Annotated in this window: 14 protein-coding genes; 4 read left to right on the top strand and 10 right to left on the bottom strand. The window is 72.0% G+C overall.

From position 1 onward, the window contains the following. Window positions 1–27 precede the first annotated feature (27 nt). Entirely contained in the window at window positions 28–768 is a 741-nt protein-coding gene (locus AC27LF_RS30570; protein WP_479657263.1) for a FadR/GntR family transcriptional regulator, read from the bottom strand. A gap of 232 nt (window positions 769–1,000) precedes the next feature. Between AC27LF_RS30570 and AC27LF_RS30565 the strand changes: the two genes are divergently transcribed. Both AC27LF_RS30565 and AC27LF_RS30560 read left to right on the top strand, forming a co-directional pair. Then, on the top strand, window positions 1,001–2,701 hold the full coding sequence (locus AC27LF_RS30565) for a 2-isopropylmalate synthase (protein ID WP_479657264.1): 1,701 nt from the start codon (window positions 1,001–1,003) through the stop codon (window positions 2,699–2,701). Next, complete coding sequence (locus AC27LF_RS30560) at window positions 2,698–3,483, top strand: ABC transporter ATP-binding protein (RefSeq protein WP_479657265.1); 786 nt, start codon at window positions 2,698–2,700, stop codon at window positions 3,481–3,483. Before AC27LF_RS30565 ends, AC27LF_RS30560 begins: the two co-directional genes overlap by 4 nt. Before the next feature lie 42 nt (window positions 3,484–3,525). Here AC27LF_RS30560 and AC27LF_RS30555 read toward each other — a convergent pair whose 3' ends face one another. Both AC27LF_RS30555 and AC27LF_RS30550 read right to left on the bottom strand, forming a co-directional pair. Next, window positions 3,526–3,738 (bottom strand): EF-hand domain-containing protein, encoded by a 213-nt coding sequence (locus tag AC27LF_RS30555; protein ID WP_479657266.1) that lies wholly within the window; start codon window positions 3,736–3,738, stop codon window positions 3,526–3,528. Between the two features lie 60 nt (window positions 3,739–3,798). Further along, entirely contained in the window at window positions 3,799–4,743 is a 945-nt protein-coding gene (locus AC27LF_RS30550) for a MerR family transcriptional regulator (RefSeq protein ID WP_479657267.1), read from the bottom strand. A gap of 58 nt (window positions 4,744–4,801) precedes the next feature. On the opposite strand from AC27LF_RS30550, the gene AC27LF_RS30545 reads away from it, so the two are divergent. Further along, the gene (locus AC27LF_RS30545; RefSeq protein ID WP_479657268.1) at window positions 4,802–5,470 is read left to right on the top strand and encodes a GNAT family N-acetyltransferase; all 669 of its coding nucleotides are present in this window, start codon (window positions 4,802–4,804) and stop codon (window positions 5,468–5,470) included. On the opposite strand, the gene AC27LF_RS30540 is transcribed toward AC27LF_RS30545, so the two are convergent. From AC27LF_RS30540 to AC27LF_RS30515, 6 genes are all read right to left on the bottom strand, one after another. Further along, window positions 5,424–6,032, bottom strand: coding sequence for an ADP-ribosyltransferase (locus tag AC27LF_RS30540; RefSeq protein ID WP_479657269.1), 609 nt, complete (start codon window positions 6,030–6,032; stop codon window positions 5,424–5,426). The two genes, AC27LF_RS30545 and AC27LF_RS30540, sit on opposite strands and share 47 nt — an antisense overlap. Window positions 6,033–6,109: 77 nt before the next feature. After that, a complete protein-coding gene (locus AC27LF_RS30535) occupies window positions 6,110–7,294 on the bottom strand; it encodes a YncE family protein (protein WP_479657270.1) in 1,185 nt (394 codons plus the stop codon). Beyond that, the gene (locus tag AC27LF_RS30530; protein WP_479657271.1) at window positions 7,294–8,094 is read right to left on the bottom strand and encodes a polysaccharide deacetylase family protein; all 801 of its coding nucleotides are present in this window, start codon (window positions 8,092–8,094) and stop codon (window positions 7,294–7,296) included. Before AC27LF_RS30530 ends, AC27LF_RS30535 begins: the two co-directional genes overlap by 1 nt. Window positions 8,095–8,180: 86 nt before the next feature. Then, on the bottom strand, window positions 8,181–8,684 hold the full coding sequence (locus AC27LF_RS30525) for an ATP-binding protein (RefSeq protein ID WP_479657272.1): 504 nt from the start codon (window positions 8,682–8,684) through the stop codon (window positions 8,181–8,183). 277 nt (window positions 8,685–8,961) lie between these two features. Continuing rightward, window positions 8,962–9,729 carry an enoyl-CoA hydratase/isomerase family protein gene (locus AC27LF_RS30520; RefSeq protein ID WP_479657273.1) on the bottom strand — a complete coding sequence of 256 codons (768 nt, stop codon included), beginning with the start codon at window positions 9,727–9,729 and terminating at the stop codon, window positions 8,962–8,964. A gap of 163 nt (window positions 9,730–9,892) precedes the next feature. Continuing rightward, window positions 9,893–10,474, bottom strand: a complete 582-nt coding sequence (locus tag AC27LF_RS30515; protein WP_479657274.1) for a hypothetical protein — start codon at window positions 10,472–10,474, stop codon at window positions 9,893–9,895. A gap of 682 nt (window positions 10,475–11,156) precedes the next feature. Here AC27LF_RS30515 and AC27LF_RS30510 point away from each other — a divergent pair. Continuing rightward, window positions 11,157–12,506, top strand: a complete 1,350-nt coding sequence (locus AC27LF_RS30510) for an NsdA family TPR-like regulatory protein (protein ID WP_479657275.1) — start codon at window positions 11,157–11,159, stop codon at window positions 12,504–12,506. Between the two features lie 302 nt (window positions 12,507–12,808). Here the strand turns inward: AC27LF_RS30510 and AC27LF_RS30505 are convergent, their stop codons facing one another. After that, a complete protein-coding gene (locus tag AC27LF_RS30505) occupies window positions 12,809–14,077 on the bottom strand; it encodes a L,D-transpeptidase (protein WP_479657276.1) in 1,269 nt (422 codons plus the stop codon). Between the last annotated feature and the right edge of the window lie 3 nt (window positions 14,078–14,080).

Below are 14,080 nucleotides of genomic sequence, written 5' to 3'. Positions count from 1 at the left end.
TGGACGTCAACCAGGACACCCCGCGGACTATTCCGGTCCGCGCGGCAGCCGGGTGATTCCGGTCGGCATCGCTCGTGATCCATGCTCTCGGGGCCCGCCGAACGGGTCCTCCAGTTCCGCCCGCAGGACGTTCGCCGCGGTCTCGGCATCCCCGTCGGCGATCGCCCGGGCCAGGGCAGCGTGGGCGTCGTCGGCGGTGTTCGGGTCCTGTACGCGCTGCCCGGTCAGCGTCAGCAGGTCGACCAGGCCCTCCCGCAGCACGGGGGTGAACTCGGCGAACAGGTCGGCCAGTACGGGGTTGTGCGCGGCGTCGACTACGGCCGCGTGGAAGGCGATGTCGGCGTCGACGAACGCCCGGTCGTCCGCCGTGGCGGCGGCCCGGCGGTCGTCGAGCGCGGCCCCGATCGCCGCCACGTCCTCGGGGGTGCGCCGGGCGGCGGCCAGCCGGGCCGCGTGCACCTCGACGGCCATCCGGACCTCGTAGACGTCGCTCACCGCGGCCCGGCGCAGCCGCGTCGGCCAGTCCTCGACGGGCTGTGTCGCGACGACGAACACGCCCGCGCCCTGCCGGGGCCGCACCAGCCCGGCCCCGGTGAGCGCGCGCAGCGCCTCACGCACGGTGGAGCGGCCCACGCCGAGTTCCCTGGCGAGGGTGGTCTCACCGGGCAGCCGGGTGCCGACGGGCCAGTGACCGGCGGCGATCTGCTCGCGCAGACGCGCGGCGGCCTGTTCGACCAGCGGGCTCGGGCGGACGGGATCCAGGGCCATGGAGTGTCACCAACTCGTCGGGGGCGTGGGGCCCGCAGCCGGGGGGCGTGGGGGCGCACTGAAGATTCTCACTTGTCTGAGGACCTGAGGGGTGGCTAGCGTATCCCGCATGACGCTTCGCGGTCTGCTTCTCCTCGGCTGCCGCGGCGGGGCCTGACGCGACCGGCACCCCGCCGCGGGGTCGCCGTGCCGCCGGTCACCGTCCGACCGAGCCGAAGGGCACCACCCGACGATGGCCACCGTCCTGACTACCGGCTGGAATCCCCAGCGCCCCAGCCCCATGCCGTACCACCGCTACCGCCCCTACGACCGGCGCGTGCACGTCCCGGCCGGCGACCGCTCCTGGCCCTCCGCGCGCCTGACCCAGGCGCCGCTGTGGGTTCCCGTCGACCTGCGCGACGGCAACCAGGCGCTGGCCGAGCCGATGGACACGCCCCGCAAGCGCCGCTTCTTCGACCTGCTGGTCCGGCTCGGCTTCAAGGAGATCGAGATCGGCTACCCGTCGGCGAGCCGCACCGACTTCGACTTCGTACGGCACCTGGTGACCTCCGGGGCCGTCCCCGACGACGTCACCCCGGTCGTGTTCACCCCGGCCAGGGCGGACCTGATCGACCGCACCTTCGAGGCGATCGAGGGGATGCCCAGGGCCGTGGTCCACCTGTACATCGCGACCTCGCCGGTGTGGCGCGAGGTGGTGCTGCGCCGGGACCGGGCCGAGGTGCGGCGGACCGTGCGGGAGGCGGCCGGGCACATGGCGCGCCGGGCCGGGGACAGGGCAGGCGTCCGCTTCCAGTTCTCGCCGGAGACCTTCAACCTCACCGAGCCCGACTTCGTCCTCGAACTGTGCGACCAACTGACCACGTTGTGGGACGCGAGCCCCGACCGCCCGGTCACCCACAACCTGCCCGCGACGGTGGAGATCGCCACCCCGAACGTCTACGCCGACCAGATCGAGTACATGCACCGCCACTTGTCCCGCCGCACCTCGGTGATCCTGTCCGTGCACCCGCACAACGACCGCGGCACCGGTGTCGCCTGCGCCGAACTGGCCCTGCTGGCGGGCGCCCAGCGCGTGGAGGGCTGTCTGTTCGGCAACGGCGAACGCACCGGTAATGTCGACCTGGTGACCCTCGCACTGAACCTCTACGCCCAAGGGGTCGACCCGATGGTCGACTTCGGCGACATCGACGCGGTACGGGAGACGGTCGAGCACTGCAACCGGCTGCCCGTACACCCCCGCCACCCGTACGCGGGCGAGCTGGTGCACACCGCCTTCTCCGGCACCCATCAGGACGCGATCAGCAAGGGCCTGGCCCGGCACGCCCGCCGGGCGGCCGAGTCGGGGGTACCGGAGCGGCAGGCGCCCTGGTCGGTGCCGTATCTGCCGGTGGACCCGGCCGACCTGGGCCGCTCCTACGAGGCCGTGATCCGGGTCAACTCGCAGTCGGGTAAGGGCGGTTCGGCCTTCCTGTTGCGCACGCGGCACGGCGTCGACCTGCCGGAGCGCATGCGGCCCGAGTTCGCGCGCCTCGTCCAGGAGGTGGCGGACGCCGACGGGCGGGAGGTCACCCCGAAGGAGCTGTACGACCTCTTCAGCGCCGCCTACCTGGACGACGGCCCGCTGCGGCTGGAGTCCTGGTCGAGCCGCCAGGACGGGCCGGGCAGCGACCGGTTCGTCTGCGCCCTGCGCACCGAGCACGGCATCGCCGAGCACACGGGCACCGGCGCCGGCCCGCTGGCCGCGTTCGCCGCCGCGCTGACGGGCGCCGGGTACCCCGTCGAGGTCCTGGAGACCGCCGCGAGCGGGCCGTTCGCCTTCGCGGAGTGCCGGGTGGCCGGCCGGACGGTGTGGGGCGCGGGACAGGACGACTCGGCGCCGGCCGCCACCGTGCTGGCGGTGCTGTCCGCGGTGAACCGGGCGGTGCGCCGGTGATCGTCCTGCGTGCGGAGGACGTGCACGTCGTGCGCGACGGCCGGCCGATCCTCCAGGAGGTCTCGCTGACCGTGCGGGCGGGCGAGCACTGGGCGCTGCTCGGCGCCAACGGTGCCGGCAAGTCCACCCTGCTCGGCCTGCTCGGCGCCCTCACCCATCCGACGCGCGGCACGGTCGAGGTGCTGGGCCGGCGCCTCGGCCGGGTCGACGTGCGGGAGCTGCGGTCGTACGTGGGACACGTCGACCCCCGCCATCCGCTCACCGAGCCGCTGACCGTGCGCGGTGTGGTGCTGACCGGGCTCACCAACTCGGTCGCGCCGCTGCCCCGCTGGCGGCCGACGCCGGAGCAGGATGCGCGGGCGGACCGGCTCATCGAGACGCTGGGGCTGGCCGAGCGTCGCGAGGCCCGCTGGCCGACGCTCTCCCAGGGGCAGCGCGGCCGGACCCTGATCGCGCGGGCGCTGATGCCCGAGCCGCGGCTGCTGCTCCTTGACGAGCCGGCCACCGGCCTCGACCTGCCGGGCCGGGAACAGCTGCTCGGTTCGCTGGACGCGCTGCGCCGGGAGCATCCGCGGCTGGCGACGGTGCTGGTCACCCACCATCTGGAGGAGCTGCCGGCGGGGACCACGCACGCCCTGCTGCTGCGCGACGGGCGCAGTCTGGCCCAGGGCCCGGCCGATGACGTGCTCACCGGCGACCGGCTCGGCAAGTGCTTCGACCTGCCACTGGTCCTGGAACGCCACGGCGGCCGCTGGACCGTGCGCGTCGAGCGGCCGGTGTGACAGCGGGGGGCGCCCGGCCGGGCGCCCCCCGCTGCGCTCATGTCACTTGTTCAGGTAGGCCCAGAACTCGTCGAACGACAGCACCTTGTCGCCGTTGAGGTCGCGGGTCTTGATGACGGCCTCGGCCACCGACTCGGTGACGTTCCAGTCGCCCCCCTGGGCCAGGGCGGTCTTGAACTCGGCGGCGGTGATGAACCCGTCGCCGTCCGCGTCGATCCGCTCGAAGTGCTTGCGTGCCTCGTCGATGTCCGCCACCGATCCGCCCCTTTTTGTTCGTGTTTCTCGTGCCGTGTCGGCGTAGTGCCGCGGGTCAGATTAACCGCCCGTCCGCGCCCTCAGCGCGGTGACCACCCAGGCGAACTCCTCCTGGTGCCGCGGAGGCTCCTGGTGTCCGGCGACGGCGGCGGCCAGTTCGCGGTAGCGGGCGACCTGGGCGCCGAGGTCGATGCGGCGCAGCACCGCCGCGTGGTCGGCGCCCTCGCCGAGCAGTTCGGCCAGTACCGCGTCGGCCTGCGGGCCCTCGGGGGCAACGCCGCGCGCCCGGGCGGCGCCCACCAGGTCCACCATGCGCCGGAAGAACCACAGGGACGCGCCCGCAGGGGTGTCCGGGCCGCGGTCGGCCGCGTTGACCTCGATGTTCCGGCGCATCGCGGCCCGGAAGCCGGGGTCCTGGAGCAGTTCGGCCAGCTCCACCCAGGCGTCGACCTGGGCCGGCGTCGGATCGTCGGGCAGGTTCACCCCGGTGTGCCGCATCCGCTCCCGGATCGCCGGGTCGGCGGTGTCGAGCCCGCGGAAGGTCTCCTCCACGAACTCGTCCACGATCCGCTGCCGTTCGGCGGCCGACAGCCGCGCCAGTTTGTTCATCAGTGTCATCTCCTGTGCGGTCGAGCCGCGTCGGGCCACGGTCGACAGCACCGCGCGGGTCACCTTCAGCGAGCGGATCTGGGTGTCGAGGGCCGCCACGTGCGCGGCGGCTACCTGCGCCACCGTCCGCTCGCCGGAGAGCACGTCCCGCACCTGAGCCAGGCCGAGGCCCAGTTCGCGCAGGGTACGGATCAGCTCCAGACGGGCGGCGGAGGCGGCGTCGTAGAGCCGGTAGCCGCCGGCCGAGCGGGCCACCGGGTCGAGGACGCCCTCGTCGGACCAGTAGCGGATGGTGCGCACGGTCAGTCCGGTGGCCCGGGCCAGCTCGCCGATGGTGAACAGGCCGCCGCCGTCGTACGGGGGCTCTGGGGGGTGGCCCCGCGGAGGGTGCTGCATGTCTGCCAGTCTGGGCCTTCCAGTGGGTGGAGACTCAAGGAGAGCCGGGAGTGCGGGCGTGACGAAGACCCTGCGGGACATTCTCGACGCGGCGGCCCGGGGAGTCTTCCCGCCGGACGACGGCGGCACGACCGTGGTGCCGCAGCACACGCACCGCCACGCGGGTGTGATCGCCTTCACCGCGCACGCGGTGGTGTTCACGGACGAGGACGAGGGGTGGGTGCGCGGGGCGCTCGACGCGGTCGACTGCGATCCGCTGGCCGCCGCCGTGCATCCGCGCTTCCTGGCGGACTTCATGGCGCGCACGGGGCGCGCCCACGACACGGTCGACGCGCTGCTGGTCGGCACTGCGCTGCCGGGTCGGCCGCCGCTCGCGCTCCGGGAGGTCACGGACCCGGGTCATCCCCGGATCGGCTACGCCCGCGAGCGCCGCGACGGGGTACGGGCCTGGGCGGCGGACGGCGGGGTGGTGGTGCTGGGCCGCGGGGTGGCCGGACGGCTGGAGGTGTCCGTGGAGGTGGACAAGGCGGCGCGCCACCGCGGGCTGGGACGGGACCTCGTGGCGGCGGCGCTGCGGCTCGCCGACGAGCCGGTGTGGGCGCAGGTGTCGCCGGGGAACGCCCGCAGCCTGCGGGCGTTCCTTGCGGCCGGCTACCGCCCGGTGGCGGCGGAGGCGCTGCTCAGTGCCAGGGCCGGTAGTGCGGATTGCTCCGGCACTCGTTCATGATCTCGGTCTTGGTGGTCTTGTCGACGGGGCAGACGCCGATGACGTACTTGCGCTGGATGCCGCCGGGGAAGGCGACCTCCACCTGGTCGGCCCATTGGTGGGTGTCGCCGATGGTCTTGTTGACGTCGATGCCGCCGGGCGCGTCGATGTAGTAGTTGTAGCCGGACTTGTACCAGGTTTTGTACAGGTCGTGGTCGTAGGTGGTGGAGACGTACGGCGAGGGCTGGTTGACGAGGACGTACTTCTCGATGTCGTACTGCCCGTTCACCACGTCCTTGGGCCGAAAGCCCTCCTCGAAGACGACGGACGGGGCGCGGCTGTCGCTGCGGTACAGGGTGCCGCACCCGGTGCGCCAGGCCGGCGTCGGGGTGATCCGGCCGATGTCGACGCGGCGGTCGGCGGCCGCCTCGATCCGGTCCTCGAACCGGGGGCAGACCGGGGCGGCCTCGGCGGCTGCCCGCACGGGGGTGGAGTCGGCCGGGGCCGCGGCCGTCGTGGCGAGGACGGCCGTGAGACAGAGGGCGGCGGCAGCGGCGCGGCGCCGCGGGCGGGTACTGGTCATGGGGGTGACGATCCCGGTTCCCTGGCCGTGCGGCCGGGACCGTCACCCCATCGGGGGCGTGTCCAACTGGCCGCTCTTCAGCGGAAGATGCCGGTGTGCCCGAGCGAGTAGCGGCCCGGCTGCGGATAGACGGCCAGTCCGTGCGGGCCGCTGCCGACCTTGATGCGGGCCAGCTGGGCGCCGGTGCGGGTGTCGATCGCGTACACCTCGGAGTGGTAGCGGCCGGACAGCCACAGCACCTTGCCGTCCGCGGAGACGCCGCCCATGTCGGGGCTGCCGCCGCCGGGCAGGCGCCACTTCCCGGTGAGCTTGCCGCGGCCGAAGTCGAACAGGGAGATGGTGCCCTCGCCCCGGTTGGACACGTACATCACGCGGGAGTCGCGGCTGACGTAGAGGCCGTGGGCGCCCTTGCCGGTGGCCAGGAACCGCGGCTTGTCGAAGGTGTCGCCGTCAAGGATCCACATCCCGTTGGCCTTCATGTCGGCGATGTAGAACAGCCTGCCGTCGGGCGACATCTTGACGTCCTGGGGCATCGCGCCCTGGAGCGGCAGCTTCTGCTGCGCGACGACCTCCATCCGCGCCGTGTCGACCTTCAGCAGTTCGCCGCTGAACTCGCAGGAGACGATGAAGTAGCGGCCGTCCAGGGAGAAGTCGGCGTGGTTGACGCCGTAGCAGCTGACCGGGACGGCCTTGGCGGTCTTCATGGTGTGCGGGTCGCGGAAGACCAGCTGACGGTCGAGGGAGGCCATGACGATCGCGTACTTGCCGTCGGGTGTGAAGTAGAGGTTGTACGGGTCGTGCACGGGGACCGGTTTGCCCGCCTTCCCGGTCCTCGGGTCGATGGGGGTCAGGGAGTTGCCGCGGTCGTTGTTGACCCACAGCGTCTTCAGGTCCCAGGAGGGCACGACGTGCTGGGGCTGGACGCCGACCGGGATCGTCCCGATGACCTTGTACGTCTTCGGGTCGATGACGCTGACGGTGTTGGAGTTGGTGTTGGGTACGTAGATCCGTGACGGGAAGTCGTCGACGACCGGGGAGAGCAGGCCGGGGCGGTCGGCGGCGTAGACGTCCTTCGGGTCGAGCACGGGCGGCATGCCGGGCAGCCCGTCGCCCTGGTGCCCCATCGACCGGCCGGGGACGGGCGCCTTGCTGGGGATCGCCGTGTCCGTGCGGTGCTCGGGGTCGCCGCACCCGGACAGCGCGGACAGCAGGGACAGGGCGGCAGCGGCGGACAGGACGCGGGCGGCGAGGGTGGGTTGCATCAGCTCAGCAGCTCCGTGGTGGTGACCGCGTGCAGTCCGCGGCGGTCGAGTTCTTGCAGGACGTCGGGGAGGGCGGCCACCGTGTCCGGGTAGCCGAAGTGCAGGCTGACCACCGATCCTGCGGTGACCTCGGTGAGGACCGTGCGGGTGACGGCGGCCGGGCCCGGTTGGGTGTGGTCGAGCGAGTCGACGTCGTACGACAGCACATGCGGGTAGCCCGCGGCGCGGGCCAGCCGTTCGACCAGCGGGGAGGCGGCCTGGGCCCGGGACGGGCGGAACCAGCTGCCGATCGAGCCGGTGAGCCGTTTCAGCCGGTCCGCGCAGCCGGTGATCTCGGCGCGGGCCTCGGCCTCGGGCAGGGTGTTGACCGAGAGGTGCCGCTGGGTGTGGTTGCCGAGGTCGTGGCCGCCGTCGAGGATGCGGCGGGCCATCTGCGGGTGCTCGTCCAGCCAGCTGCCGACGGCGAGCACGGTGACGCGGGCGCCGCGCCGTTCGGCCTCGGTGAGCAGGGCGCGGGCCAGCGCGGGGTCGCCCTGGCCGTGGAAGGTGAGGGCGACGCGGGGGTGGTCGCGCGGGCCGTGGCTGATCTGGGCGGGCTGCCGGGGGAAGGCCCGGGGTGCGGGGGCGGCGCGGGGCGTGGCCTTCGCGGGGGTGGGCGCGAGGGTGGCGGTGGGGCGCGTGGGTGCGGGCTGCCCGGAGCCCGCGGCGGACCCGCACCCGGCGGCGAGGACGCCACCGGTGACGAGCCCGGCGCCCGCGCGCAGGGCCCCGCGGCGGTCGGTCGTGGTCACGCACACCATTTAAAAGGCATGAGATACGAAAAAACGCTGATTGCGCCCATCGAGGGACAGTTCCCGGGTCGCGTCGCGTGGCGCTCCGCCGGCCGTCAGCGGTCGGTCACCCGCATCTCGAACCATGTCGTCTTGCCCCGCGGCAGCAGGTCCACGCCCCACCGGTCGGACAGCCTGTCCACGAGGAACAGCCCCCGGCCGCTGATGTCCAGCTCCTGCACCGGCATCAGACACGGCAGCCCGCGCGAGGGGTCGCGGACCTCCACCCGCATCCAGCCGCGACGACGGCGCATCCGCAGCCCGAAGACACGGGCGCCGGTGTGGCGCACGGCGTTGCCGACGAGTTCGGAGACGAGCAGGACGGCGTCCTCGGTCAGCTTCGGGGTGAGCCCCCAGTGGCGCAGGACCACGACCTGCGCGAGCCGGCGGGCGGTGGCCGCGGACTCGGGGCGGGACGGCAGCGGGACCTCGGCATCGGCGGGGTTGCCGAACAGGTCGAGTACCTTGAGCGCTTGTTCGTCCTCGACCGCAGGCGACCAGCGCGCCGTGGTCGCACGGCCGTGTCCCCGCGGCTGTTCGATGCCCTCCAGCCCCGCCATGCCCCCATCATGGCCGCCCCGGGCGTTGTCCGTGGCCGTTCCGCAGGAATACGCCCGTGACGGGCTGTCCTTGCGCGGTACCCCTTCGGCATATGCCAAAGACATGTCAGGGCTGATGGCGGCCTGGTTGACCTGCGCAGACGGTTGGTTCCCGGGCAAGGGACAGGTCTCCTCGACAAGGCAGACTCAGGGCAGCCTCAAGGCTGCCACAATCCGCCCCATCGAGGGACCCCGGATGAGACATGGCGTCAATTGCAAGTGTTCTGGCGGGAGTTCTTCACAGGAACGTGGCCTTGCCCGGGCCCTCCTCCACGAAGCTGCGCATGCCCCGCTCGCGGTCCTCGGTGGCGAACAGCCCCGCGAACCAGGTCCGTTCGACGGCGAGCCCGGTGTCGAGGTCCGCCTCAAGGCCGGTGTCGATCGACTCCTTCGCCGCGCGCAGCGCGATCGCCGGGCCCCGTGCCAGCCTCGCGGCCCAGGCGTGCGCCTCGGTGTACACGTCGGCGGCCGGAACCACCCGGTCCACCAGGCCGATGGCCAGCGCCTCGTCGGCCCTGACCTGACGGCCCGTGAAGATGAGGTCCTTGGCCTTGGCGGGGCCGATCAGCCGCGGCAGCCGCTGGGTGCCGCCGGCGCCCGGGATCAGACCGAGCAGGATCTCCGGCTGGCCCAGCTTCGCGTTGTCGGCGGCGATGCGGTGGTCCGCGCACAGCGCGAGTTCCAAGCCCCCGCCGAGCGCGTAGCCGGTGACGGCGGCGACCACCGGCTTGGGGATGCGGGCCACGGCGGTGAAGGAGTCCTGAAGGCCACGGGCGCGCAGGACCATCGCGGCGTGGTCCATGGCGCGCATCTCCTTGATGTCCGCGCCCGCCGCGAACACCTTCTCGCCGCCGTAGAGCACCACGGCGCGCACGTCGTCGCGGCGCGTGACCTCCTCGGCAAGCTCCCTGATCCGGTCCTGCAGGGCGACGTCCAGCGCGTTCATCGGCGGGCGGTCGAGCCGCAGCGTGCCGACGCCTTCGGCGACTTCGAGATGTACGGTCATGCTCCGCAGGTTAGCGGTCGTTCACAGCCGACGGGACGCCGATACACCACCAAACGCCAACTGACGGGCCCACACCTCGGGCCGGGGACCACGCGGGAGGGGTGCGGGTCCTTGCGGCACAGGGAACCGGTCACGGCGCCGCGGCCGGCCCGAGGGGGGTGCCTCAGGTGCAGGTGACCGCCGTCAGCTCCGCGACCCGGGCGAACTCCTCCTCCAGGCGGTCCCGCCCGAGGGCCGCGAACTCCCGGTCGAGGTCCGCCGGTGTCACGTCACGCAGCTCCACCATCGTGCGAGCGGCCCGGACCCACGGTGCCCACTCCGACCCGTACTTCACCTGCTCCATGTGGCACCCCGGGATCGGCTGGAGTGTCACGGGGTGGTGGAGGGGCCCGACGACTCCCCACGCTGGCACGCGCCGGGCCCATGCCGCCACGAACCGCCCCCCGCGCAGGGCACGGCAGAGCTGGATGGAGATCCCGGCGCAGGGCACGCACACGGGCGGACTCGTCGTCCGCTCGCCTTCCCGGATCGGGCCGACGCTGTCCCGCAGGAGAAACAGATGCGGGCCATGTGGGTCCGGCGGCGTCCGACCGCAGACCTGGCACATCATGTTCAGCATCGCGCGGCGCTGCCGGTAGGGGTGGACGTTCCGCAGCTGCGGGCTGCCCCGGCGCCGCTTCGCCCGCAGCGCGTACCGGACCCAGAGCACACCGAAACTGTCCCGGTCGTACGGGGTTTCATCCACGTACGCGATCCCCGGGACCACGCGGCGGCGGACGATCGGACACGACAGCAGCCTTTCCTCACTCCAACCGGCGATATACGGGACAACACCTGGCGGTGCCGAAGGCAACACGATCGAGAACCTTCCTGTTCGAGATGAGAGTGGCAGCCCGGCACACCGCACGGTTTCACGGGATCGGGTGTGCCGGGCCGGCCGGCGAGCGGCTGGGGGCTCCGGTCGCCCCCTGGGGCGCGAGCGACCGGAGCCGGTCATGGGGTCAGCGGCCGACACCGGCCACGAGGGCGCCACCGGGTATCACCTCGGCGCACAGCGGCGCGCCCGTCTCCGGATGGCAGGGCGGGACGAGCCGGCCGCGCCCGGCCACCGACTCCGGGACATGGACGCCAGGCGGGGGGCAGGAGGACCAGCGTCCCCGTGAGCAGACGGCCAGGAAGCACGGCCTGCGCCGACTGCATCCTGGGCACCAGCGCCCCTGGCCGTCTCCCTGAGCGCGTCATTGGTCAGCCTCCGGCGTGGAGACGTCCCGTTTCAATGCTTGTGCGCTGGCCACCTTTGCTCCCCTGGCCGAGACGATTCTGATTGCTCGTAAGAGGTAATCGCCCGACTACGCACTGCGGGTACCGTTGGAGACAGGTGCGACCGTGAACACCGTGAACGCCATGGAGCTGTCGGGAGTGAGTACATGGCCACGAGAGACCGCACGCCCAACCTTGCCTTGGACAAGCTGCTTGAGCAGGCACGATGGACGCGCACGCAACTGGCACAACAAGTCAACCGGCTCGGCCCGCAAGCCGGGCTGCGTCTCACCTACGACCGGACCGCCGTCGCGCACTGGATTGCCGGTACGCCGCCGAAGCCCCAGGTCAGGCCACTGATCCTGGAAGCCCTGTCTGCTCGTCTAGGGCGACCGGTGACCCACGAGGAAGCCGGTCTCCAGCCCGCCGTGTCCGGCGACGGCTCTCAACCGGTCGATACCGTTGAGGAGTTGATCGACTTGGGAAGGGCGGACATGGATCCATCCCGTCGCGGAGTTCTGGCCGCGACTCTCTTCTCGGCAGCGCTGTCCGTGCCCGCGTTCCAGCAGACCGCACGGGCCGCCGACAGTCCGGTCACACCAGGAAAGGCGACGACCCGGATCGGTGCGTCCCAAGTCGCCTCCGTGCGGTCCATGACGGCGAGGATCGCGGACATTCTGGATGAGTTCGGCGCAGGTCACGCCCGGCCGATGGCAGCCGCCTTCCTCGTCAACACCGTGGGCCCGTGGCTACGGGCGCAGGCATCCGAGCCGGTCAAGCGGGACATACTCGCCGCCGCGTCCGACCTCACGTACCTGACGGGCTGGATGGCCATGTACGAGAAGGCTCACGGTCTGGGACAGACCTACTACGTCAAGGCGCTCAAACTCGCTGACGAAGCCGGCGATCACATCACCTACTGCCGCACGCTGCGCGGCATGTCGCTGCAAGCCTCGAACCTCGGACGCGGGCAGATGGCACTCGACCTGGCGGACTCCGCGGCCAAGGCGGCGCCGACCGCAGGGCCTCGTCTGGTCGCGTTCCTGCGTGGACAGCAGGCCCACGCGGCATCCATGGTCGGCGACCGGCACCAGGCCCACACCCGTCTACGCGAAGCCGAGACAGCGCTGAGCAAGGCCGACAACCGGCGCGACGCAATCGGCGGTTACGACCAGACCGCCTATCTCTTCCACGTCTCCCACGTGCTGAAGGAAGAGGGTGATCTCTCCGGCAGCATCAAGGCGATGAAGCAGTCCATCCGGCTCCAGCCCGCCCAGGAGCGGCAGGGCCGCGTACACGCCTACGCGGTACTGGCCCAACGACAGCTCAGGTACGGGCACGTGGACGCCGCATGCCAGTCCTGGAGCCGCTTCCTCGACGAGTACGAACACGTCTCGTCCATCCGCGGTGACGACCACTTCGCCACCCTGCGCACGGATCTCGCACCGTACGCCAAATCCCGTGCTGTGCGAGAACTCGCGGGCCGGGTGCGAGAGGTCGCGGCGGCCAAGGCCTGACCGAGGGACGCCTCCGGGGGGAGCTGTCGGCAAACCCCGGAGGCAGCACGATCCACGACACGGTGGGCGGCGACGGGCTGTGCGGCCAAGAGGGTCATGGTGTGCCCTCCGTGTGCCAGGTTCGCCACAGGGCCGCGTATGCGCCGTCGGCCTTCACCAGGGCGTCGTGTGTGCCCAGTTCGGTGAGTCGGCCATCCTCCATCACGGCCACCCGGTCCGCCGCCGTGCGGCGGCTGGTGTCGGGGGTGGCGGGCCCGTGGCGCAGGTGGGCATCGACGCGGGACGCGGCGCCGCGCCTGCCGTTACGCGGTCCATTCCTTCCACGGCATGTTCCAGCCGTTGAGGCCGTTGTCCGGGGCCACCGTGCGGTCGTCGGAGTTCTTGACGACCACCACGTCGCCGATCATCGAGTGGTTGAAGAACCAGGCCGCCGGTGCGCCCTTGTCCCAGCCGCCGCGCACGTCCCGCAGGCCCACGCAGCCGTGGCTCGCGTTGTAGTTGCCGAAGGCGCCGCCGCCCCAGTAGTTGCCGTGGATGAAGGTGCCCGAGGTGGTCAGCCGGATGGCGTGCGGCACGTCCTTGATGTCGTACTCGCCGCCGTAGCCGACGGTCTCCCCGTTCATCCGGGTCACCGTGAGCTTCTCGCTCATGACCATCTGGCCGTTCCAGGTGTCGTAGCCGGGCTTGCCGGTGGTGACCGGGATGGTCTTGATGACCTTGCCGTCCTGGGTGACCTTCATCGTGTGCTTCTTGGCGTCCACGACGGAGACCTGGTTGCGGCCGATGGTGAACTTCACGGTCTTGGCCTGCTTGCCGTAGACGCCCGGCCGCCCCTCGACGCCGTCCAGGTCGAGCCGGACGGTGACCTTCGTGCCCGCCTTCCAGTACTTCTCGGGGCGGAAGTCCAGGCGGTCGTTGCCGAACCAGTGGCCCTCGACGTCGACGGCCGGCTCGGTGGTGATGCTGATGGCCTTCTCGACGTCCTCGGGATGCGTGATGCCCCGGGTGAAGCGCAGCGAGAACGGCATGCCGACGCCGACCGTGGACCCGTCCTCGGGGGTGAAGTACCCGGTGAAGGTGTGCTGCGGGGTCAGTGTGGTGAAGCGGGAGTCCTCGGCGGCCTTGCGGCCCGCGGAGTCCTCGGCGACCGCGTGCACCGTGTACGCGGTGGCGGCGGCCAGATGACGGGACGGCGTCCAACGGGAGCCCCCGCCGGTGATGGTGCCGTCGACCGTCCTGCCCTTGGCGTCCTTGACGACGACCTCGGTCAGCCTGCCCTTGGCGGCGGAGACCTTCAGGGCCCCGCTGGTGCCGACCGACCGGGCGCCGTCCTCGGGGGCGACGGTGACGACGGCCTGCGACTGCGTGCTCCGCTGCGTCGAGGAGTCCTTGCCCTTGCCGTCCTGGGAGCCGGACCCGGAGTCCGGCCCCGAACCGCCGCACGCGGTGACGCCCATGAGCAGGACGCCGGCTATGAGCGCCGGCAGTCCCTTCCGCGTCCGCCCGCCACCCCCCTTGCCCGTCCGCCGCCGCGCGTCAACCGACGCCCCCGATATCGGCCGCACGTTCAACTC

Source organism: Streptomyces diversicolor (genome assembly GCF_057537855.1).
The sequence above is the reverse complement of the archived record's forward strand: the minus strand, read 5'-3'. Positions and strand labels throughout refer to the sequence as shown.